This window comes from Streptomyces sp. NPDC015131 (assembly GCF_043079975.1).
In the GTDB taxonomy this organism is placed as follows: Bacteria; Actinomycetota; Actinomycetes; order Streptomycetales; family Streptomycetaceae; genus Streptomyces.
Map to the genome: position 1 here is coordinate 170,161 of NZ_JBIBVB010000006.1, position 20,558 is coordinate 190,718.

General features: G+C 74.0%; 20 protein-coding genes. 8 read left to right on the forward strand and 12 right to left on the reverse strand.

What is annotated here, in order from left to right; translation table 11 throughout:
- From ACF08D_RS24020 to ACF08D_RS24035, 4 genes are read right to left on the reverse strand one after another with little or no spacing between them, the layout of a single operon-like run.
- Complete coding sequence (locus tag ACF08D_RS24020; protein WP_392225594.1) at positions 1–828, reverse strand: 1,4-dihydroxy-6-naphthoate synthase; 828 nt, start codon at positions 826–828, stop codon at positions 1–3.
- 2 nt (positions 829–830) lie between these two features.
- Complete coding sequence (locus ACF08D_RS24025) at positions 831–1,550, reverse strand: futalosine hydrolase (protein WP_392225595.1); 720 nt, start codon at positions 1,548–1,550, stop codon at positions 831–833.
- 2 nt (positions 1,551–1,552) lie between these two features.
- On the reverse strand, positions 1,553–2,035 hold the full coding sequence (locus ACF08D_RS24030; protein WP_392225037.1) for a DUF2771 domain-containing protein: 483 nt from the start codon (positions 2,033–2,035) through the stop codon (positions 1,553–1,555).
- A gap of 27 nt (positions 2,036–2,062) precedes the next feature.
- Entirely contained in the window at positions 2,063–3,409 is a 1,347-nt protein-coding gene (locus tag ACF08D_RS24035; protein WP_392225038.1) for an MFS transporter, read from the reverse strand.
- A gap of 286 nt (positions 3,410–3,695) precedes the next feature.
- On the opposite strand from ACF08D_RS24035, the gene ACF08D_RS24040 reads away from it, so the two are divergent.
- Together ACF08D_RS24040 and ACF08D_RS24045 are read left to right on the forward strand one after the other, a co-directional pair.
- Positions 3,696–4,610, forward strand: a complete 915-nt coding sequence (locus tag ACF08D_RS24040; RefSeq protein ID WP_392225040.1) for a DUF3027 domain-containing protein — start codon at positions 3,696–3,698, stop codon at positions 4,608–4,610.
- A 105-nt stretch (positions 4,611–4,715) separates the two neighbouring features.
- Positions 4,716–7,823: a sacsin N-terminal ATP-binding-like domain-containing protein gene (locus ACF08D_RS24045; RefSeq protein WP_392225597.1), complete on the forward strand. Its 3,108-nt coding sequence runs from the start codon at positions 4,716–4,718 to the stop codon at positions 7,821–7,823.
- A 31-nt stretch (positions 7,824–7,854) separates the two neighbouring features.
- Here the strand turns inward: ACF08D_RS24045 and ACF08D_RS24050 are convergent, their stop codons facing one another.
- Both ACF08D_RS24050 and ACF08D_RS24055 read right to left on the reverse strand, forming a co-directional pair.
- Positions 7,855–10,329 carry an HAD-IC family P-type ATPase gene (locus ACF08D_RS24050; RefSeq protein ID WP_392225042.1) on the reverse strand — a complete coding sequence of 825 codons (2,475 nt, stop codon included), beginning with the start codon at positions 10,327–10,329 and terminating at the stop codon, positions 7,855–7,857.
- A gap of 164 nt (positions 10,330–10,493) precedes the next feature.
- Positions 10,494–10,754 (reverse strand): DUF2530 domain-containing protein, encoded by a 261-nt coding sequence (locus ACF08D_RS24055; protein ID WP_392225044.1) that lies wholly within the window; start codon positions 10,752–10,754, stop codon positions 10,494–10,496.
- A 203-nt stretch (positions 10,755–10,957) separates the two neighbouring features.
- On the opposite strand from ACF08D_RS24055, the gene ACF08D_RS24060 reads away from it, so the two are divergent.
- Positions 10,958–12,415 carry an NCS2 family permease gene (locus ACF08D_RS24060; RefSeq protein ID WP_392225046.1) on the forward strand — a complete coding sequence of 486 codons (1,458 nt, stop codon included), beginning with the start codon at positions 10,958–10,960 and terminating at the stop codon, positions 12,413–12,415.
- 184 nt (positions 12,416–12,599) lie between these two features.
- Here the strand turns inward: ACF08D_RS24060 and ACF08D_RS24065 are convergent, their stop codons facing one another.
- Complete coding sequence (locus tag ACF08D_RS24065; RefSeq protein ID WP_392225048.1) at positions 12,600–12,788, reverse strand: ribbon-helix-helix protein, CopG family; 189 nt, start codon at positions 12,786–12,788, stop codon at positions 12,600–12,602.
- A 130-nt stretch (positions 12,789–12,918) separates the two neighbouring features.
- Between ACF08D_RS24065 and ACF08D_RS24070 the strand changes: the two genes are divergently transcribed.
- Together ACF08D_RS24070 and ACF08D_RS24075 are read left to right on the forward strand one after the other, a co-directional pair.
- Positions 12,919–13,362 carry a MarR family winged helix-turn-helix transcriptional regulator gene (locus ACF08D_RS24070; protein WP_392225050.1) on the forward strand — a complete coding sequence of 148 codons (444 nt, stop codon included), beginning with the start codon at positions 12,919–12,921 and terminating at the stop codon, positions 13,360–13,362.
- A 30-nt stretch (positions 13,363–13,392) separates the two neighbouring features.
- A complete protein-coding gene (locus ACF08D_RS24075) occupies positions 13,393–14,835 on the forward strand; it encodes an MFS transporter (RefSeq protein WP_392225052.1) in 1,443 nt (480 codons plus the stop codon).
- Positions 14,836–14,926: 91 nt separating this feature from the next.
- On the opposite strand, the gene ACF08D_RS24080 is transcribed toward ACF08D_RS24075, so the two are convergent.
- Complete coding sequence (locus ACF08D_RS24080) at positions 14,927–15,442, reverse strand: GNAT family N-acetyltransferase (RefSeq protein ID WP_392225054.1); 516 nt, start codon at positions 15,440–15,442, stop codon at positions 14,927–14,929.
- Positions 15,443–15,484: 42 nt separating this feature from the next.
- On the opposite strand from ACF08D_RS24080, the gene thpR reads away from it, so the two are divergent.
- Entirely contained in the window at positions 15,485–16,057 is a 573-nt protein-coding gene (gene thpR, locus ACF08D_RS24085) for an RNA 2',3'-cyclic phosphodiesterase (protein WP_392225056.1), read from the forward strand.
- 124 nt (positions 16,058–16,181) lie between these two features.
- On the opposite strand, the gene ACF08D_RS24090 is transcribed toward thpR, so the two are convergent.
- Entirely contained in the window at positions 16,182–17,168 is a 987-nt protein-coding gene (locus ACF08D_RS24090; protein WP_392225058.1) for an aldo/keto reductase, read from the reverse strand.
- A gap of 142 nt (positions 17,169–17,310) precedes the next feature.
- On the opposite strand from ACF08D_RS24090, the gene ACF08D_RS24095 reads away from it, so the two are divergent.
- Both ACF08D_RS24095 and ACF08D_RS24100 read left to right on the forward strand, forming a co-directional pair.
- On the forward strand, positions 17,311–17,799 hold the full coding sequence (locus ACF08D_RS24095; protein WP_392225060.1) for a carboxymuconolactone decarboxylase family protein: 489 nt from the start codon (positions 17,311–17,313) through the stop codon (positions 17,797–17,799).
- Positions 17,796–18,719, forward strand: coding sequence for an RNA polymerase sigma-70 factor (locus ACF08D_RS24100; protein ID WP_392225062.1), 924 nt, complete (start codon positions 17,796–17,798; stop codon positions 18,717–18,719). The genes ACF08D_RS24095 and ACF08D_RS24100 overlap by 4 nt, the downstream gene beginning before the upstream one ends.
- Positions 18,720–18,783: 64 nt before the next feature.
- Here ACF08D_RS24100 and ACF08D_RS24105 read toward each other — a convergent pair whose 3' ends face one another.
- The 3 genes from ACF08D_RS24105 to ACF08D_RS24115 all read right to left on the reverse strand — a co-directional run bounded on the left by ACF08D_RS24105 (position 18,784) and on the right by ACF08D_RS24115 (position 20,480).
- Positions 18,784–19,203, reverse strand: coding sequence for an RNHCP domain-containing protein (locus ACF08D_RS24105; protein WP_392225064.1), 420 nt, complete (start codon positions 19,201–19,203; stop codon positions 18,784–18,786).
- 27 nt (positions 19,204–19,230) lie between these two features.
- The gene (locus ACF08D_RS24110; RefSeq protein WP_392225066.1) at positions 19,231–19,605 is read right to left on the reverse strand and encodes an RNHCP domain-containing protein; all 375 of its coding nucleotides are present in this window, start codon (positions 19,603–19,605) and stop codon (positions 19,231–19,233) included.
- A gap of 284 nt (positions 19,606–19,889) precedes the next feature.
- Entirely contained in the window at positions 19,890–20,480 is a 591-nt protein-coding gene (locus tag ACF08D_RS24115) for a Uma2 family endonuclease (RefSeq protein WP_392225068.1), read from the reverse strand.
- Positions 20,481–20,558 lie beyond the last annotated feature (78 nt).

Genomic DNA, 20,558 nt, shown 5'->3' on the forward strand with positions numbered 1-20,558 from the left:
CTACGGGAAGGCCAGCGCGTCCGGCTTCAGCGGCGGCACCAGGCCCTCGGCGGACGCGCGGGTCAGCAGGCCCCGTACCGCCGCGTGGCCGGTGTCGCCGAGGTCGGCGGTGAACTCGTTGACGTACAGCCCGATGTGCTGCTCGGCGACGGCCCGGTCCATCTCCTGGGCGTGCTCGGCGACATAGCCGCGCGACGCCTCCGGGTCGTCCCACGCCATCCGGACCGAGGCGCGGGCCGAGGCGGCGAGCAGCCGCAGCGTGTCCGCGCCCAGCGAGCGCTTCGCGATGATCGCGCCCAGCGGGATGGGCAGGCCCGTGGTGGTCTCCCAGTGCTCGCCCATGTCGGCGAGCCGGTGCAGCCCATAGCGCTGGTAGGTGAAGCGGGCCTCGTGGATGACGAGCCCCGCGTCGACCCGGCCGTCCCGCACGGCCGGCATGATCTCGTGGAAGGGCATCACCACGACCCGGCCCACCCCGCCGGGGACGACCTCCGCCGCCCACAGCCGGAACAGCAGGTAGGCGGTCGAGCGCTCACCGGGCACCGCGACTGTCCGGCCGGTGAGGTCCTGGCCCGGTTCGCGGGTGAGGACCAGCGGGCCGACGCCGTGCCCCAGCGCGCCGCCGCAGGGCAGCAGGGCGTACTCCTCCAGCACCCACGGCAGCACCGCGTACGACACCTTCAGCATGTCCAGCTCGCCGCGCTCCGCCATCCCGTTGGTGACGTCGATGTCGGCGAACGTCACGTCCAGCGGCGGTGCGCCCGGCACCAGGCCGTGCGCCCAGGCGTGGAAGACGAAGGTGTCGTTGGGGCAGGGGGAGTACGCGATCCTCACAGGTCCTCCAGGAAGACGGTGGCGCCGAGCGCCCGGAAGGCGGACCGCAACGCGTCCAGCGCCTCGCCGAGCCGCCAGGCGGCCCGGTCACGGGGGCCGACCGTGTTGGACACCGCCCGGATCTCCACCACGGGCACCCCGTGCGCGGCGGCGGCCTCGGCGACGCCGAAGCCCTCCATCGCCTCCGCGCCGGCCCGCGGGTGACGGGCGGTCAGCTCGGCGGTACGGGCGGCGGTGCCGGTGACCGTCGACACGGTCAGCACGGGCGCCACCAGGTGCGGCAGCCCGGCCGCGTCCAGCGCGGCGGCGATCCGGCCGGGCAGGGCGGGCGGCGGCAGGACGACGGAGCGGCCGAAGCCCAGCTCCTCGACGGGGACGTACCCGCCGGGTGTGTCGGCGCCCAGGTCGGCGGCGGTGATCGCGTCGGAGACGACGACCGACCCGAGGGGCGCGTGCGGGGCGAAGCCGCCCCCGATACCGGCGGAGACCACCAGGTCGTACGCGCCGGGGGCGGAGGCCAGCGCCACGGCCGCAGCCACGGCCGCCGCGGCGGGGCCCACCCCGCCGGTGACGACGTCCACGGTGCCCGGGGCGGCCGGGCGGATCAGCGGGTGGCCGGACGGCAGGGCGCGCGGCGCGGACGCCGGGGGACCGCCGAGGCCCGCGGCGACGGCGTCCGCCTCGGCCGCCACCGCCGTCACGACGAGGACCCGCAGGGTCAGGACTCCTTCTCCAGCTCGAAGTGCCAGACGCCCGTCAGCTTCTTGCCGCTGGTCTCCACGATGCTGATGCGCGCGGAGTCGGAGGACTCACCGGTCTGGCTGGAGAGGAACGCGCTGGCCGGGATCGAGCGGTACGTCTTCTTGTACGGCTCCTGCTCGGCCTGCTGCCCGCCGATGAACAGCGTCCAGCCGTTCTCGGCGATCTCGGGCTCGACACCGAACCGGATCCGGTCGTCCGGAGCGACCTTGATGGTCTTCTCCGGCTTCTTTTCGAGGCACGTCTTGATCTGCGACTCCTTGATCGCCTTTCCGCCGTTGTAGCAGGCGGCTTCGGCGTTGACCGAGTCGGACCCGACCGTCACGGTCGCGAGCGGGGTCGGCTTGGAGCCGCATGCGGAGAGTACGAGGAGTCCGGCGGAGACGGCACCCAGAGCGACGCCGGCCCGGCGGGCCTTACCGGGAAAGAACGCAACGGTCATGTGCCGAAGGCTATACGCCGCCCCGCATCACGCCACGCGGGGGTGCGGCGTGCCGCGCCGCGCGGCCGTCAGCAGCCCCCGCACCGTCACCGCGACCCCCAGGGCCAGGATGCCCGCCGCCACCGACATCCCCAGCGTGCCGTTGAGCGGCAGGACGATGCCGATGGCGCCCCCCACCACCCACGACATCTGCAGCAGCGTCTCGGACCGGGCGAACGCCGAGGTGCGCACCGCCTCCGGCACGTCCCGCTGGATCATGGCGTCCAGCGACAGCTTCGAAAGGGCCTGCGACAGCCCCGCCACGGCGCCCAGCACCGCCACGGCCACCCCGCCGAAGAACACCGCCGCCACGATCGCCGCCGTCATCGCCAGCGTCACCATCGCGGCGACGATCAGCTCCGGCGCCCGGGAGCGGAGCAGCGCCCCCAGCGCCGTACCGCAAGCGTTGCCGACGCCCGCCGCCACACCGACGATGCCCAGCGACACCGCCGCGCTCTGGCCGGGCAGCGGATGCTCCCGCAGCAGGAACGCCAGGAAGAAGATCAGGAAGCCGGACAGCACGCGGTGCGCCGCGTTCGCCTGGAGGCCGTGCAGCACCGACGGGCCGACCGTGCGCAGGCTCGGCCGGCGCTCGCCGTGCGTCAGCATGTGCGCCTTGCGCTCACCCTTCGCCGAGTCCACCTTGTGCGGCATCGACAGCGCCAGCAGCGTCCCCCCGGCGAACAGCACGCACGCCCCGTACAGCGGCCACTCCGGCCCGATCCGCTGGAGCCCCACGCCGACCGGCGCGGCGATCCCCGTCGCCACCAGCCCCGCGAGCGTCACCCGCGAGTTCGCCTTCACCAGCGAGAAACCCGGTGGCAGCAGCCGGGGCACCACGGCGCTGCGGACCACCCCGTACGCCTTCGACGCCACCAGCACGCCCAGCGCCGCCGGGTACAGCTCCAGGCCGCCGGTGGCGACCGCCCCCGACAGGGTGACGGCCAGCAGCACCCGGGCGAGCATCGCGCCCGCCATCGCGGCCCGCCGGCCGTGCGGCAGCCGGTCCAGCAGCGGCCCGATCACCGGCGCGAGGAGCGTGAAGGGGGCCATGGTGATGGCCAGGTAGAGCGCGACCCGGCCGCGGGCCTCGTCGGTCGGTACGGAGAAGAACACCGTGGAGGCCAGCGCGACCGTGATCATCACATCGCCCGCGCCGTTCACCGCGTGCAGCTCGATCAGCTTGCCCAGGCCCGACTCACCGGCGCCGTGGGCGTGGGTCGCCCGCCGGATGCCGCGCGCCGTGCCGGTGAACGGCAGGTGCAGGGCACGGCCCACCCGCCGGCCCGCCCTCTGGAGCGGCCCGGCGGTGTCGTGCGACCTCACGGCTGCCACCTCGTCATAGTGCCCCGGCACCCGCTCCGGCGAACCGTGATGAGGGCTACTTGGGGCGGGCAGGTGGGCGGCGGGCTGCGGAGGGGGTAGCGTGCGTAGCGCGCCACCGGCGGAAGTTCCCGGCCGCGCGCCTCTTCGGCATCCCGCAGAATGGATGACGTGAGGTGTGCCCGAGACACGTCGGGCGCGGACGTCGATGCGGCCCGCTGGTCCGCTCCGCCCGCCGCCCGTACATCGCGAATCGGCCGGCGCATCTGTGAGACGGCGTAGGAGATGAGCGAGACCTGTGAGTGCTGCGACGACGCGAAGCCGTACCCCGCGTACCCCCGCCCCCGACCGCCTGTGCGCCGAGGCGGTGGACCTGGCCCGGGAAGCGGCCGCGGAGGTGGCCGCGCCCGGGGAGGTGGGCGAGCACACGGGTGTCGTCGCCGACGGCGACCGGGTCGTCACGCACTTCTTCGAGTGCCGTGAGCCCGGCTACCGGGGGTGGCGCTGGGCGGTGACCGTCGCCCGCGCGTCCCGCGCGAAGGTCGTCACGCTCGACGAGGCGGTGCTCCTGCCCGGCCCCGACGCCCTCCTCGCGCCCGAGTGGGTGCCGTGGAGCGAGCGGCTGCGCCCCGGCGACCTCGGCCCCGGGGACCTGCTGCCGACCGAGCAGGACGACCTCCGGCTGGAGCCCGGCTACACCGGCGAGGACGTGCCCCCGCCGAACTCGCCCGTCTCGGAGGAGATGGCCGAGCTGGTCGACTCCGAGGACGCCGACCTCGTCACCCGCACCCCGTCGCGCGGCACCATCGCGGCGGTCGCGGAGGAGCTGGGCATGCGCCGGGCGCGGGTGCTCTCGCGGTACGGGCTCCATGTCGCGGCCGACCGGTGGGAGGAGGGCTTCGGCGCGAAGACCCCGATGGCGCAGGCCGCCCCGGCGCCGTGCGTCTCCTGCGGGTTCCTGCTGCCACTGGGCGGCTCCCTGCGGCAGGCGTTCGGCGTGTGCGCCAACGAGTTCTCGCCGGCGGACGGGCACGTGGTGTCGCTGACGTACGGCTGCGGCGGCCACTCCGAGGCGGCCGTGATGCCCAAGCCGCCGCGCCCCGCGCCGCCGGTGCTGGACTCGATGGGCGCCGACGCGTTCCCGCTGGGCCCGGCCCGCGACGGCGGCCCGGTCCCGCCGGAGCCGGACGAGGCGTCCGGGGACACGCCCTAGCCTTCCCGGGCCGCCGCCCCCGGCCGCGACGTGGGCGTCCGCGCAGGCGGTACCTTCGGGCTCCGTAACGACGCGCAGGGCGAGAGAGCGGAGCACGACGTGAGCGTGAGGGCGACGGCGACCGAGGGGGCCGACCCGTTCGGGACGGCCCGGCTGCGACGCGGAGTGCTCGACGCGTGGGGCGCCGGGCCCGCGCGGTTCCGGGAGGACGCCAACGCCGAGGAGGACCTCGCGCTCGGCGGGTACCGCGACCGGCTGGTGGTCGAGCTGGCGCAGAACGCCGCCGACGCCGCCGCCCGCGCCGGTGTGCCCGGCCGGCTGCGGCTCACCCTGCACCCGGCCGGCGCGGACGGCCCCGCCGTACTGGCCGCCGCCAACACGGGCGCGCCGCTGGACGCGGCCGGCGTCGAGTCGCTGAGCACCCTGCGGGCGTCCGCCAAGCGGGAGGGCCACGAGGGCGCGGTCGGCCGCTTCGGCGTCGGGTTCGCGGCGGTGCTGGCGGTGAGCGACGAGCCGGCGGTGGTGGGCCGGCACGGCGGTGTGCGCTGGTCGCTGCGGGAGGCCCGGGCGCTGGCGGCGGACGCCGCGCAGGGCAGCCCCGGCCTGGGCGACGAACTGCGCCGCCGCGACGGGCACGTACCGCTGCTGAGGCTGCCGCTGCCCGCCGAGGGCACCGCCCCCGAGGGCTACGACACGGTGGTGATCCTGCCGCTGCGGGACACCGCCGCCGTGGACCTCGCCGAACGGCTCCTCGCCGGGGTCGACGACGCCCTGCTGCTGACCCTCCCCGGGCTGGCCGAGGTGGTCGTGGAGACCGCGCAGGGGACACGGACGCTCACCCGGCACGAGCGGGACGGCCACGTCCAGGTCGACGACACCGAGCACGGCACCCGGCGCTGGCGCACCGTCACCCACCGGGGCGCCGTCGACGCCGCGCTGCTGAAGGACCGGCCCGTCGAGGAGCGGCTCCGCCCGCACTGGTCCGTCACCTGGGCGGTGCCCGTGGACGAGGCGGGCGCGCCCGCCCGGCCGCGCACCGCGCCGGTGGTGCACGCCCCGACGCCGACCGACGAACCGCTGGGCGTCCCCGCGCTGCTCATCGCGTCGTTCCCGCTGGACACCACCCGGCGCCACCCGGCGCCCGGTCCGCTCACCGACTTCCTGGTGGACCGCGCCGCCGAGGCGTACGCCGAACTCCTCGCCGCCTGGCGCCCCGTGACCACCGGGACGATCGACCTGGTGCCCGGCCCGCTCGGCCAGGGCGTCCTGGACGGGGCGATCCGCGCGGCCGTGCTGGAACTGCTGCCGCGCGTGGCGTTCCTGGCGCCGGCCGCGCCGCCCGGCGACGAGGTGCCGCACGCGCTGCGGCCCTTCGAGGCGGAGGTCGTCGAGGGCGCGGGCGCCGACACCGTACGGGTCCTCGCGGAGGTGCTGCCGACGCTGCTGCCCGCCGGGCTGGAGCGCCGCACCGAGCTGCGCGCCCTGGGCGTGGCGCGGCTGTCCCTCGGCGACGCGATCGACCGGCTGGCGGGCACCGAGCGCAGCCCCGGCTGGTGGCACCGGCTGTACGAGTCGCTGGCGGGCGTCGACCCGGACCGGCTGACCGGCCTGCCGGTGCCGCTGGCCGGCGGCCGTACCGCGACCGGTCCGCGCCATGTGCTGCTGCCGCTGCCGGACACGCCCGCCGACCTGGGCCGCCTCGGCCTCAAGGTCGCCCACCCGGACGCCGCGCACCCGCTGCTGGAGAAGCTGGGCGCCCTGCCCGCCACCCCGCGCGCGGTGCTGACCACGCCGCAGGTGCGGGCGGCGGTCGCCGGGTCGCTGGACGCGGCGGAGGTGTGGGACGAGGAGGGCCTGGACGCCGACGAGCTGGCGGACACCGTGCTGGCGCTGGTGCGGGACGCCGGTCTGGAGCCGGGCGACGAGCCGTGGCTGGGCGCGCTGGCGCTGCCCGACGAGGACGGGGAGCTCGCACCGGCGGGTGAACTGGTGCTGCCGGGCAGCCCGTTCGCGGCCGTGATGCGCGAGGACGAGCTGGCGTCGGTGGACGCCGCGCTGGCCGGGCGGTGGGGCGAGCAGCCGCTCGCCGCGTGCGGGGTGCTGGCCGGCTTCGCCCTCGTACGGGCCACCGACGTGGTGCTGGACCCGGACGAACTGGAGCCCCGCGACGGGGACTTCGCCGAGCCGGACGACGCGGGCCTGCTGGACGCCGTCGACGTGTGGTGCGAGGACGTGCTGGACCGGCTGCCGGACACGCCGGTGCCGCCGGTGGCGACGGAGATCGTCGCCGTACGGGACCTGGACCTGGTGGACGACGACGCCTGGCCCGAGGCGCTGGCCATGCTGGCCCGGCCGCCGCTGCGGGACGCGCTGGTGCAGCCGGTGCGGGTGCTGCTGCCGGACGGCACGACGGAGACGGTCCGCCCCTACACCGCGTGGTGGCTGCGCGACCATCCGGTGCTGGACGGCCGGCGCCCCGCCGGGCTGCGCGCCGCCGGGGCGGACCCGCTGCTGGAGGGCCTGTACGACGCGGTGGACATCGCCACCGGTTTCCGCGACCCGCAGGTGCTGCGCGCCCTCGGGGTGCGGACCACGGTCGCGGCCCTGCTGGACGAGCCGGGCGGGGCGGCCGAGCTGCTGGCGCGGCTCGCCGACCCGGAGCGGGAGGTCGGCCCGGCGCAGCTGCACGGGCTGTACACCGCGCTGGCCGGCCTCGACCCGGAGCAGGTGACGCTGCCGGACGAGCTGCGCGCGGTGGTGGACGGCGAGGTGCGGGTGGTGGACGCGGGCGAGGCGCTGATCGCGGACGCGCCGGACCTGCTGCCGCTGGCCGGGGGCCGGGCGCTGCTCCCGGTGGCTCCGGCGCTGGCGGCGGACCTGGCGGAGCTGTTCCAGGTGCGGCGGCTGAGCGAGGAGGTCGACGCGGAGGTGGAGGCGCCCGGCGAGGAGCACGAGGTGCCGGACGCGGTGCACGCGCTGCTGGGGCCGGGCACGCCCGCGGTGTACGTCGAGCACGAGGAGCTGCGCGCCGGCGGCGCCGAGCTGGACTGGCGCCGCACCCCGGACGGGGTCGTCCACGCCGCCACCCTGGAGGGCGTCGCGGCGGGCCTGGCCTGGGCGGCGGGCCAGTGGCCGCGCCGCTTCGAGGTGGCGGCGCTGCTGGAGGACCCGTCGCGGACGGCGGAGCTGGCCCGGGACCGCTGGTTCGACTGACGCGGGTCCCGGGCGGCGGCCGGACCGCGGCTCAGGCGGGGTAGCGGCGGTCGACGTAGCGCCAGGCCAGCTCCACCAGCGCCGCGCCGGCCGCCGCGATGCCGACCGCCACCCACGGGATCGTGGTGCCGACCAGCCGCAGCGCGAAGAAGTCCTGGAGCCACGGCACCGCGAGGACGAGCACGAAGGCGCCCGCCATGGTGGCGACCAGCGCGATCCGCCACCAGGTGTAGGGGCGGGCGACGATCGCCAGCACCCACATGGACACCAGGAACAGGGTGAGCGTCGCCGCGCTGGTCTCGGCGCCCAGGGCGTCCGTCCCGCTGTAGTGGGAGCGGGCCAGCAGGTACGTGGTGAAGGTGGCCGCGGCGGCGACGATGCCGCCGGGGATCGCGTACCGCATGACGCGGCGGACGAAGTTCGGCTTCGCCCGCTCCTTGTTGGGCGCGAGGGCGAGGAAGAAGGCGGGCGCGCCGATGGTGAGGGTGGACAGCAGGGTGAGGTGGCGGGGCAGGAAGGGGTACTCGATGCCGCTGCACACCACCAGGATCGCCAGCAGGACGGAGTAGACCGTCTTGGTGAGGAAGAGGGTGGCGACCCGGGTGATGTTGCCGATGACGCGGCGGCCCTCGGCGACGACGGCGGGCAGGGTGGAGAAGCTGTTGTTGAGCAGCACGATCTGCGCGACGGCCTTGGTGGCCTCGGAGCCGGAGCCCATGCTGACGCCGATGTCGGCGTCCTTGAGGGCGAGGACGTCGTTGACACCGTCGCCGGTCATGGCGACGGTGTGCCCGCCGGACTGGAGCGCGCCGACCATGTTCCGCTTCTGCTGCGGGGTGACGCGCCCGAAGACGGCGCCCTCGTCGAGCGCCTCGGCCATCCGGTCGCGTTCGGCGGGCAGCTTGCGGGCGTCGACGGTGTGCTCGGCGCCCGGCAGTCCGAGCTTTCCGGCCACGGCGCCGACCGAGACGGCGTTGTCGCCGGAGATGACCTTGGCGGCGACGTTCTGGTCGGCGAAGTAGGCGAGGGTGTCGGCGGCGTCGGGCCGCAGCCGCTGCTCCAGGACGACCAGGGCGGCGGCGCGGGCGCCGTCGGCGACGGCCGGGTCGTCCAGCTCGGCGGCGCCGTCGGCGGCGCGGGCGAGGAGGAGGACGCGCAGGCCCTGCTGGTTGAGGTCCTCGATCTCGCCGAGCACCGGGTCGCCGTCGGGGAGCAGGACGTCGGGGGCGCCGAGCAGCCAGGTGCTGGACTGCCCGTCGCTCTCGCTGAAGGCCGCGCCGCTGTACTTGCGGGCGGAGGAGAACGGCAGCGCCCGGGTGCACCGCCACTCCTCGTGGTCGGGGTAGGCGTCGATGATCGCCTGGAGGGAGGCGTTGGGGCGGGGGTCGGACTCGCCGAGGGCGCCCAGGACGGCCCGTACGTACGCCTCGTCGGAGCCGTTCAGGGTGCGCAGCTCGGTGACGTCCATGCCGCCCTCGGTGAGGGTGCCGGTCTTGTCGAGGCACACCACGTCGACGCGGGCGAGGCCCTCGATGGCGGGGAGCTCCTGGACGAGGCACTGCTTGCGGCCGAGCCGGATGACGCCGATGGCGAAGGCGACGGAGGTGAGCAGGACCAGCCCCTCGGGGATCATCGGGACGATGCCGCCGACGGTGCGGGCGATGGAGTCCTTGAAGGCCACGTCCTTGACGACGAGCTGGCTGATGATGAGCCCGATCGCGGTCGGCACCATCATCCACGTCACGTACTTGAGGATGGTGGAGATGCCGCTGCGCAGCTCCGAGCGGACGAGGGTGAAGCGGGACGCCTCCTCGGCGAGCTGCGCCGCGTACGCCTCGCGGCCCACCTTGGTGGCGGTGAAGGCGCCGCCGCCCGCGACGACGAAGCTGCCGGACATGACCTGGTCGCCGGGCTTCTTGACGACCGGGTCGGCCTCGCCGGTGAGGAGCGACTCGTCGACCTCCAGGCTGTCGGCCTCGGCGATCTCGCCGTCGACGACGACCTTGTCGCCGGGCCCGAGTTCGATGCAGTCGCCGAGGACGATCTCCGAGGTGTGGACCTCGGCCGCCGTCCCGTCGCGCCGGACGGTGGGTTTGGTCTCGCCGATGACGGCGAGCGAGTCGAGGGTCTTCTTGGCGCGCAGCTCCTGGATGATCCCGATGCCGGTGTTGGCGATGATCACGAAGCCGAACAGGCTGTCCTGGATGGGCGCGACCACCAGCATGATCACCCACAGCACGCCGATGATCGCGTTGAAGCGGGTGAAGACGTTGCCGCGGACGATGTCGGCGGTGGAGCGGGAGCTGCGGACGGGTACGTCGTTGACCTCGCCGCGCGCGACCCGTTCGGCCACCTCGGCGGCGGTCAGCCCGGCGGGCCGGTGCCGGACGGGTGGCCGGACCGGGTGGACGGGGTCGAGTTCCGCTCCGGCGTCGATGCCGGGCTTGTCGCCGGGCCGGTCGCCGGGGTGGGGTTGGTGGTTCTCGATCTTCGCCCGCTGCGTCATGTCTCCGACGGTACGACCGTCGCCGCGCCCGCACACGGCGAGTCGGGGGAAGATCCGCCGGGGGTACGAGACGGATGGCCCCGAGGCCCTACGGGACGCCCGGGCGGTCCCGTAGGGCGCCCGCGCGGTCGGTCCGCGCGGTCAGGCGGTGTCGGTGCGCGGGGTCAGGCGGTGTCGGTCCCGGCGGCGGCGCGCTTGAGGGCGGCGTCGCGCCTGCGGACGTACCAGATGCCGATGAGGCCGAGTCCGGCGCCGGCCAGGCAGGTCCACACCCACCAGGTGAGGTCGCGGTCGGCGAACCAGCCGTAGAAGGGGACCTGCACCAGGAAGAGGACGAACCAGATGATCGTGCCGCCGGTGATGGTGGCGACGACGGGCCCCTCCAGGGGCTCGGGTGCCTCGTGCCTGGGTGTCCACTTCGCCATGCGCCCAGTGTAGGCGGGGGTGCCTGGGCGCCCCGCGGGCCGTGCCGAGCCTTGGGGAACAAGCGTTCTACGCGCGGAGATACCGATCTTCGTCTGATGCGTTCATACTGAAACGTCTTGTGTCTGACCGGTTTCTTTCGTCTGAATGACCAAATAGCGACCGGTGACGACCGCTACCCCGCCCCCGCACCCTGAGGTTCCGCATGCCTTCCTCGGCCCCCGCGCCGGCGGACGCCGCCCCCCGGCCGCCGTCCCCCCAGCCGTCGACCAGCGGCCGCCTGGACCGCTACTTCAAGATCTCGGAGCGTGGCTCCACGGTCGCCCGCGAGGTGCGCGGCGGCTTCGCGACCTTCTTCGCGATGGCGTACATCATCGTGCTCAACCCGATCATCCTCGGCAGTGCCAAGGACATGTACGGGCACCAGCTCGACAGCGGCCAGCTCGTCACCGCGACCGTGCTCACCGCCGCCTTCTCGACGCTGCTGATGGGCGTCATCGGCAATGTGCCGATCGCGCTGGCCGCCGGCCTGGGCGTCAACACGGTCGTCGCCCTCCAGCTCGCCCCCCGGATGTCCTGGCCCGACGCCATGGGCATGGTCGTCCTCGCCGGTGTGGTGGTGATGCTGCTGGTGGCGACGGGCCTGCGGGAGCGGGTGATGAACGCGGTGCCGCTCGGCCTGCGCAAGGGCATCGCCATCGGCATCGGCCTGTTCATCATGCTCATCGGGCTGGTCGACTCCGGCTTCGTCTCGCGCATCCCGGACGCCGCCCACACCACCGTCCCGCTGCAGCTCGGCGCCGACGGCCACCTGGGCGGCTGGCCCGTCCTGATCTTCGTGCTGGGCGCCCTGCTCACCTTGGCGCTGATCATCCGCAAGGTGCCGGGCGCGATCCTGATCTCGATCGTGGTGATGACGTTCGTCGCCATGGTCGTCCACGCGGTCGCCGACGTCCCGTCCTGGGGCCTGACCACCCCCGAGTGGCCCGGCAACCCGGTGGCCACCCCCGACTTCGGGCTGGTCGGGCAGGTGAGCCTGTTCGGCGGCTTCGGCAAGGTCGGCCTGCTGACCGGCTGCCTCTTCGTCTTCACCGTGCTGCTGTCCTGCTTCTTCGACGCGATGGGCACGATCCTCGGCGTCGGCGACGAGGCCGAGCTGATGGACAAGGACGGCAACTTCCCCGGCATCAACAAGGTCCTCCTGGTGGACGGCCTCGCGGTCGCCTCCGGCGGCGCCACCTCCTCGTCGGCCACCACCTGCTTCGTGGAGTCCACGGCGGGCGTCGGCGAGGGCGCGCGCACCGGCCTGGCCTCGGTCGTCACCGGCGCGCTGTTCTCGGTGGCCCTCTTCCTCACCCCGCTCGCCACGATGGTCCCGTCCCAGGCGGCCACACCCGCGCTGCTGGCGGTGGGCTTCCTGATCCTCGCGGGCTCGGTGCGGGACATCGACTGGAGCGACTTCACGATCGCGGTGCCCGCGTTCCTGGCGATGGTGATGATGCCGTTCACGTACTCGATCACCAACGGCATCGGGATCGGCTTCATCTCCTTCGCCGTGCTGCGCCTGGCGACGGGCCGGGGCCGGGACGTGCCGGTAGCGATGTACGTCGTCTCGGCGGTGTTCGCGTTCTACTACGCCATGCCGGCGCTGGGCCTCACGTAGGCCCCGCCGCCACGCCCCGCCCCGTCCCCGGGCGGTCGTTCCGCCGCGCGGAGCGACCGCCCGGGCCGCTTTCCGGCCGTCCCGCCCCGGGTGGTCGCGGCTGCGGGCCCGGGTCCGGCGGGCGGGGCTGCGGGCCCGGCCCGGGTCCGGAGCCGTCCGGGTCTGGGTCCGCCCGGGCGTGGGTCTACGCCCCGCGCGGGCCGTAGAAGCGGGCCGTCTCGTCCACCGCCGCCTCGAAGCGTGCGTCGAAGTCCTCCCGCACCAGCGTCCGGACCACGTAGTCCTGGACGCTCATTCCGCTGCGCGCGGCATGCAGTCGCACCCGGTCGAGCAGCTCTCCGTCTATCCGCAGGCTGAGCACTGTCGATCCCATGCCGCTCAGCGTCGCCGCCCCGCGCCCGCCCGCGCGTCGCTTTTCGGCCTGCTCTCACTCGTACGGGTGACACGTACCACGGTCCGCTCTTCCGCTGTCTTTAGCCTGGGTAATGAGTTACGCTAAATACATGCCTGACCTCTCCCACGGCGACCGCGACGACGCAGCCGCTGTGAACGCCTTGCGCTCCGCCGTCATGCGGCTGGGCCGACGCCTGAAGCACCAGCGCGTCGACGAGTCGCTGAGCCCGACCGAGATGTCGGTCCTCGGCACCCTCGCCCGCTGCGGCTCGGCCACCCCCGGCGAGCTGGCGCGCAAGGAGCACGTCCAGCCGCCGTCGATGACCCGCATCGTGGCGCTGCTGGAGGCGAAGGGGCTGGTCCGGCTGGAGCCGCACCCCGACGACCGCCGGCAGAAGGTCGTCAGCCAGACCGAGACGGCCGAGGCCATGCTCGAGGAGTCCCGCCGCAAGCGGAACGCCTGGCTGGCCGCCCTCGCCGAGGGTCTGGACGAGGACGAGTGGGCGAAGCTGCGCGCTGCCGCACCCGTGCTGGAGAAGCTCGCACATCTCTGACACCGACGTACGCCGAGGAGGCGAACTCTTTTGAGTACGGGACCCGGAGCAGACTCCGCACCCGCACACAAGAACCCCGACAAGAACACCGGCAACACCGAGAACACCGGCAGCACCGAGCACCCCGGCGACACCGGCGACGAACGCGCCACCGCGGCCGCCACCGGTGCCACCGCCACCGCGACCGCCACCGGCGCCCGCGGCGGGACCTTCTCCTCGCTCAAGGTCCGCAACTACCGCCTCTTCTTCACCGGCGCCATCGTGTCGAACACCGGCACCTGGATGGCCCGGATCACCCAGGACTGGCTGGTCCTCAGCCTCACCGGCTCCGCCGCCGCCGTCGGTATCACCACGGCGCTCCAGTTCCTGCCGATGCTGCTGCTCGGCCTGTACGGCGGCGTCATCGCCGACCGCTACCCCAAGCGGACCCTGCTGATGATCAGCCAGGGCGCCCTCGGCCTGTGCGGGCTCGCGCTCGCCGTGCTGACCCTGTCCGGACACGTCCAGGTCTGGCACGTCTACCTGATCGCGCTGCTGCTCGGCCTGGTGACGGTCGTCGACAACCCGGCCCGGCAGTCCTTCTACTCCGAGCTGGTCGGTCCCGCCCAGGTCCGCAACGCCGTCAGCCTCAACTCGGCCAACTTCCAGTCCGCCCGGCTCGTCGGCCCCGCCGTCGCGGGCGCGCTGATCGCGTCGGTCGGCAGCGGGTACGCGTTCCTGGTCAACGGCCTGTCCTTCCTGGCCCCGCTCGCCTCGCTGCTGATGATGCGCACCGGTGAGCTGCACCGGGTGGAGCGGGCGCCGCGCGGCAAGGGGCAGCTCCGCGAGGGCCTGCGGTACGTCGCCGGGCGCCCCGAGCTGATCTGGCCGATCGCCCTCGTGGGCTTCGTCGGCACCTTCGGCTTCAACTTCCCCATCTGGCTGACCGCCTTCTCCGACGACGTCTTCCACGCGGGCGCCGGGACCTACGGCTTCCTCAACACCCTGATGGCCGTCGGCTCCCTCGCCGGCGCCCTGCTCGCCGCCCGGCGCGGCACCTCCCGGCTGCGGCTGCTGGTGGGCGGCGCGGTCGCGTTCGGCGTGCTGGAGATCGCCGCCGCGCTGTCGCCGTCGTTCTGGCTGTTCGCGCTGCTGCTGGTGCCGATCGGGATGTTCGGCCTGACGGTCAACGTCACCGCCAACTCGTCGGTCCAGCTCGCCACCGACCCCGTGATGCGGGGCCGGGTGATGAGCCTCTACATGATGGTCTTCGTCGGCGGTACGCCGGTCGGCGCGCCCCTGCTGGGCTGGGTCACCGACACCTACGGCGCCCGCGCCGGCTTCGCCACGGGCGGCGCCGTCTCGCTGGCCGCCGCCGTGGTGATCGGCCTGGTGCTGGCCCGGGTGGGCGGCCTGCGGCTGAAGGTCGAGCTGCGGGGCCGCCACCCGCACGTCCGCTTCGTCCCGCGCGAGCAGCTGGCCACGGCGGCCTGAGCCCCGGGCGCCGCCCCGGGGCCGCCCCGGGCGCCGCCCCCTGTCCGGGGCTCAGGTCCGAGTCCGAGGCGGGGCGGGCCGGTCCCGGGTGTCACACCCGCCGCTCCAGCACCTGCCCCGGCCACGCCCCGCCGGACGTGTAGGCCACCGTGGGCGTGAAGCCGTGGCGTACGTAGTAGTCCACGAGCCGCCCGCCGCCGCCCGCGAAGCAGTCCGTCCGCAGCAGCCGGACGCCCGCCCGCCGGGCCTCGTCCACCGCGTGGGCCAGCAGCGCCCCGCCGACGCCGCGCCCGTGGAAGCGGCTGTCGGTGGCCAGGAAGCGCACGTACAGCTCCGGCTCCCCGGCGGGCGGGACCTCGGCCGACCCGGGGTGCGCGGCCAGCGTCAGCGCCCCGGCCGCCACCCCGCCGGCCTCCGCGAGCCACGCGCCGCCGCGCTCGGCGGCCTCCCGGACGCCCCGCACCGCCCGGGGCCTGGCCGACCACGGCTCGGTGCCCCACTGGCCGGTGATCCCGCGCTCGTTCAGCCAGGCGACCGCGCTGTCCAGTACGCCGAGTATCGCGGGGACGTCGTCCGCCCCGCCCTGCCTGAGGTGCATGTCGGCCATCGGGCGAGGATACGCCGCACGGCGCCGTGCCAGACTCGCGGTATGAGGCTTTTCGCTGCCGTGCTGCCGAGCCCCGAGGCCGTGGGCGAACTCGCCGCCGAGACAGGCCGGTTGCGGGAGCTGCCGGGCGCGGGGGAGCTGCGCTGGACCCGGCGCGAGGGCTGGCACTTCACGCTGGCGTTCATGGGCGAGGTGGACGAGCGGCTGGTGCCCGGCCTGCGTGAGCGGCTGGCCCGCGCCGCGCACCGCACGGAGCCGTTCCCGCTGCGGCTGCACGGCGGCGGGCGGTTCGGGCGGCGGGTGCTGTGGGCGGGCGCGGCCGGCGGGCTGGACGAGATGCGGCTGCTGGCCGAGCGGGCGGACGCGGCGGCCCGGCGGGCGGGGGTGCCGATGGACGAGCACCGCCGCTACCAGGCCCACCTGACCGTGGCCCGGGGCCGTACCGACGCGGTGGACCTGCGGCCGTTCGTGGCGCGGCTGCGGGAGTTCGAGGGCAGCCGCTGGGACGTCGCCGAGCTGGCGCTCGTCCGCAGCAACCTGCCGGGCGGCGGTGCGGCGGGCGAGCACCCCCGTTACGAGACGGTCGGTTCCTGGCCACTGGGGCGGGCCGGTTAACCTCGAGGGGTGGACCCCAAGACCCGTAACCGCATCATGGCCGGTGTGCTCGTGCTGATGTTCGTGATCATCGCCGTGGCGGCCGCGCTCGGCTGACCTGCGCGGGGCCGCCACGGCGCGGACGTCACCAGGCGAACGCCTCCGGGGACGGCCCCGGGCCGGGGAAGATCGCGTCCAGCTCGGTGAGCACCTCGTCCGGCAGCTCCAGCTCCACGGCTCGTACCGCCGATTCGAGCTGCTCGGCGGTCCGGGGCCCGACGATCGGCCCCGTCACCCCCGGCCGGGTGAGCAGCCAGGCCAGGGCCACCTCGCCCGGCGCGAGCCCGTGCTTGTCGAGGAGGTCCTCGTACGCCTGGATCTGGAGGCGTACGTCGGTGTTGGCGAGCGCGTCCGCCGAGCGCCCGCTGCCGCGCCGCCCGCCGGTGGCCTCCTTCTTGATCACCCCGCCGAGCAGCCCGCCGTGCAGCGGCGACCAGGGGATGACCCCGAGCCCGTACTCCTGCGCGGCCGGGACGACCTCCATCTCGGCGCGGCGTTCGGCGAGGTTGTACAGGCACTGCTCGCTGACCAGCCCGACCATGCCGCGCCGGGCGGCGGCCTCGTTGGCCTGGGCGATCTTGTAGCCGGGGAAGTTGGACGATCCGGCGTACAGGATCTTGCCCTGCTGGATCAGGACGTCGACGGCCTGCCAGATCTCCTCGAACGGGGTGCGCCGGTCGATGTGGTGGAACTGGTAGAGGTCGATGTGGTCGGTGTTGAGCCGCTTGAGGCTGGCCTCGACGGCGCGGCGGATGTTCACGGCGGAGAGCTTGTCGTGGTTGGGCCAGACCTGCCCGTCGGTGCCCATGTTGCCGTACACCTTGGTGGCGAGCACGACCTTGTCCCGGTCGCCGCCCCGGGCGAACCAGGAGCCGATGATCTCCTCGGTGCGGCCCTTGTTCTCGCCCCAGCCGTAGACGTTGGCGGTGTCGAAGAAGTTGATGCCCGCGTCGATCGCGGCGTTCATGATGGCGTGGCTGCCGGCTTCGTCGGTCTGGGGGCCGAAGTTCATCGTGCCGAGGACGAGTCGGCTGACCTTGAGTCCGGTGCGTCCGAGCTGCGTGTACTTCATGGATGCAAGCCAACGCCCTGGAGCGCGCTCGAAGCAAGGGGGCGCCCGGGCGAGACGTGGATCACGTGGTGGCGTGTCACAGGGGGCGGGGGCCGTCTCGTCTCAGGGGACGTAGCCACTGACGAACATGGAGGGGAACACCATGGACGCGCGACTGAACTACTTCGCCGACCCGACCGCCGCCAAGGCCCTGAAGCACTTCATGGCGGCGGGTATGGCGATCAAGTCGGCGCCGCTGCCGGCCGCCACGCAGGAGCTCGTGGCCCTGCGCGTCAGCCAGATCAACGGCTGCGCCTTCTGCGTCGACATGCACACCAAGGAGGCCACCGAGGCGGGCGAGACGCCGGTACGGTTGCATCTGGTCGCGGTGTGGCGGGAGGCCACCGTCTTCACCGAGGCCGAGCGTGCCGCGCTGGAGCTGGCGGAGCAGGGTACCCGGGTCGCGGACGCGGCCGAGGGCGTGAGCGACGCCGTGTGGGCGCGGGCCGCGGAGCACTACGACGAGGAGCAGCTCACCGCCCTCGTCCTGCTGATCTCCTTCATGAACGCGGCGAACCGGATGAACATCCTCACCCAGCAGCCGGCCGGCGACTACGTGGCCGGGCAGTTCCGCCTGGAGGGCGCGAAGTGACCAAGGTCGGGGAGTTCGAGGAGTTGCGGCCGCTGCTCTTCTCGATCGCCTACCGGATCCTGGGCAGCGTGAGCGAGGCCGAGGACGCGGTGCAGGAGACATGGCTGCGCTTCGACGCCTCGACGACCGTCCCCACCTCGGTCAAGGCGTTCCTGTCCACCACGGTGACGCGCATCTCGATCGACGTGCTGCGCTCCGCGCGGGTGCGGCGGGAGGCGTACGTGGGCCCGTGGTTCCCCGAGCCCCTGCTCAGCGACCCGTACCAGGATCCGTCGCGTTCGGCCGAGCTGGCCGACTCGGTGTCGATGGCGGCGCTGCTGCTGCTGGAGCGGCTCAGTCCGCTGGAGCGGTCGGTGTTCGTGCTGCGGGAGGTGTTCGGCTTCGGCTTCGACGACATCGCCTCGGCGGTGGGGCGTTCGGAGGCGGCGTGCCGCCAGCTGCTGGTGCGGGCGCGGCGGCACATGGAGGCCGGGCGCCCGCGGTTCGAGGCGGACCGCCGGCAGCGGCAGGAGCTGGCGGCGCGGTTCTTCGACGCGCTCCACGAGGGCGACGTCGCCGGACTGCGGGATCTCCTGGCCGCCGACGTGCAGTTGGTCGGCGACGGTGGCGGCAAGGCCCCGCAGCTGGCCCGGGCCGTGGCCGGCGCGGACAACGTGGCCCGGCTGCTGGCGGCCCTCTTCCCGGTGCTGACCCGGATCGATGTGACGCTGGAGGCGCGGGAGGTCAACGGCCAGCCCGGCGCGATCGTCCGCGACCGGGACGGCAGGGTCCTCTACGCGCTCGCCCTCGACGTGGCGGACGGGCGGATCCAGACCATCCGCTCGGTGATCAACCCCGAGAAGCTCGGCCACCTGGGGCCGGTCGCCGACGCCTACGCCATCGCCGGCGAGGTGAAACGGGTCCGGCGGCAGAAGGGGTGACCCCGGAGCCGGTACGCCGGTGGCGGCAGCCCGCCCGTCGTCGGGGCGGGCTGCCGCGGCCGGTTCACAGGGCCAGCAGGGCGCGGCCGGGTGTCCCGGGGTCGGCCAGGGGCCGGAGGGCGAGGCGGACCAGGGCGAGCGGGTTGTCGTCACCGGCGATCCGGTTGGCGCTGAGCTCACCGCAGGAGGCGCACTGGTGAATGATCATCCATTCGCCGTCCGGGCGGACGGACGTGCCCAGCGCCTCCATCCGGCCCCGGCAGTCGGCGTCCCGGTCGCCGGGGATCTTCCGGTCGACGTGCAGGCTGGCCAGACAGGCGGGGCAGTGGTTGCGGTGGGCGGTGCCGGGGGCGTCCACGGACACGTCGAGCCGGCAGGACGCGCACCGGAAGGTGCTCGCCCGGTGCCCGCCCCGGGTGTGCAGGACGTCCTTGTGCCGCTGCGGGCGGCGCTGCCCACGGGTGCTGCGGTTGGTGCGTGACACGGCGGTGCTCCTTTCCTTCCCGGGCGGTCAGAGGGTTCCGAACGCTTCGAGCGGGAAAGGCGGTTGGGCCAGCGGCCGGACCGCCATGCGCATCAGGATGAGCTGGTTGTCGTCCGCGCACACCGCGTTGGAGGTCAGCTCGTCGCAGCGTACGCAGCGGTGGATCACCCTCCAGTCGCCGGTGCGGAGCACGGCGATGGCGATCGGGGACATCCGGCCCTCGCAGTCGCTCGGACCGCCCTCGACGTGATCGAGGACGTGCCGGGAGTGCAGGCAGGACGGGCAGTGGTTGCGCGGCGCGCCGTCGGCGGCGTACGCGGACACGGTCAGCCCGCACCAGGCGCAGGCGAAGGTGTCGAGGCTGAGAGTGTTGTTGCTGTGGTTCGTGGTGTGGCTGGACACCCGGGTGCTCCTTGCTGGAAGTGGGTCGAGACAGCAAGAGCAGGCCGAGTGGCCTCGTCAGAGGGCCCGTCCGGCAGCCGCCCGGAGAGACGGGCGGCGGAAGGTCGGGGACGGTTACGCGGTACGGCGAGGCGCACTCGGCGCGGGCCGGGTCATCAATACACCCTTTCGCGGGCACACGGGCCCAGAACGAAGCAGAACGACCTCTTGAGGTTAAGGAGGCCCTTCCCAGTGCGTCAACGCATTATTCGACGCCCCCTCCGGGGCGCCGATCAGGTGGCCGGTCAGTCCCGGGGGAAGTCGGCGGTGTCGAGGACGAGGCCGACGGGGGTGTCGGTGAGGTCGACGCCCACACCGAAGGCGACGGTGGTCTGCGTCAGGTAGTCGTCCCCCTTGGGGCGGGTGTAGAGGTGGCACCTGCCCTGGTAGGGGTCGGCGATGAGATAGGCGGGCACTCCGGCCGTGGCGTACGCGGCCTTCTTGGGCCCGTAGTCGTTCATGCCGGTGCTGCGGGAGACGACCTCCGCGACGAACTCGACGTCCTCGTAGCGCCACAGCCCCTTGGGGTTCTGCTCGGCACCGTCGCGCAGCTTCACCACGTCCGGGCAGAGGCCGTTCAAGTGCCCGGGGAAGTCGATGCGCTCGTCGAACGAGACCAGCGCGTCCATGCCGAGTCTGTCCTCCAGGGCCCGCATGATCAGACGCATGATCCGCGCGTGCACGTGCCGGTGCGGCGACATGACGATGGCCCCCTCGACGATCTCGGCCTTGTATCCCTCGAAGAGGGGCATCCGCTCGATGGCCTCGAACATCTCGTCAAGGGTCCACTCGGGGTCGCTCTCGGCCATCTCAGTCCTGTCGTCTACGACGGTCATCGTGGCGCTCCTCCCCGCTGCCGCGTGATCGCATGCAGCCGCGCGGCTCAACGATAGGCGCCCCCGGCCCGACACGCC

Coding starts and splice junctions, on each gene's coding strand:
- ACF08D_RS24030 (WP_392225037.1), bottom strand. CDS start 2,035: ATGACCGTTGCGTTCTTTCCCGGTAAGGCCCGCCGGGCCGGCGTCGCT.
- ACF08D_RS24050 (WP_392225042.1), bottom strand. CDS start 10,329: ATGACGCAGCGGGCGAAGATCGAGAACCACCAACCCCACCCCGGCGAC.
- ACF08D_RS24055 (WP_392225044.1), bottom strand. CDS start 10,754: ATGGCGAAGTGGACACCCAGGCACGAGGCACCCGAGCCCCTGGAGGGG.
- ACF08D_RS24060 (WP_392225046.1), top strand. CDS start 10,958: ATGCCTTCCTCGGCCCCCGCGCCGGCGGACGCCGCCCCCCGGCCGCCG.
- ACF08D_RS24065 (WP_392225048.1), bottom strand. CDS start 12,788: ATGGGATCGACAGTGCTCAGCCTGCGGATAGACGGAGAGCTGCTCGAC.
- ACF08D_RS24070 (WP_392225050.1), top strand. CDS start 12,919: ATGCCTGACCTCTCCCACGGCGACCGCGACGACGCAGCCGCTGTGAAC.
- ACF08D_RS24080 (WP_392225054.1), bottom strand. CDS start 15,442: ATGGCCGACATGCACCTCAGGCAGGGCGGGGCGGACGACGTCCCCGCG.
- thpR (WP_392225056.1), top strand. CDS start 15,485: ATGAGGCTTTTCGCTGCCGTGCTGCCGAGCCCCGAGGCCGTGGGCGAA.
- ACF08D_RS24090 (WP_392225058.1), bottom strand. CDS start 17,168: ATGAAGTACACGCAGCTCGGACGCACCGGACTCAAGGTCAGCCGACTC.
- ACF08D_RS24095 (WP_392225060.1), top strand. CDS start 17,311: ATGGACGCGCGACTGAACTACTTCGCCGACCCGACCGCCGCCAAGGCC.
- ACF08D_RS24115 (WP_392225068.1), bottom strand. CDS start 20,480: ATGACCGTCGTAGACGACAGGACTGAGATGGCCGAGAGCGACCCCGAG.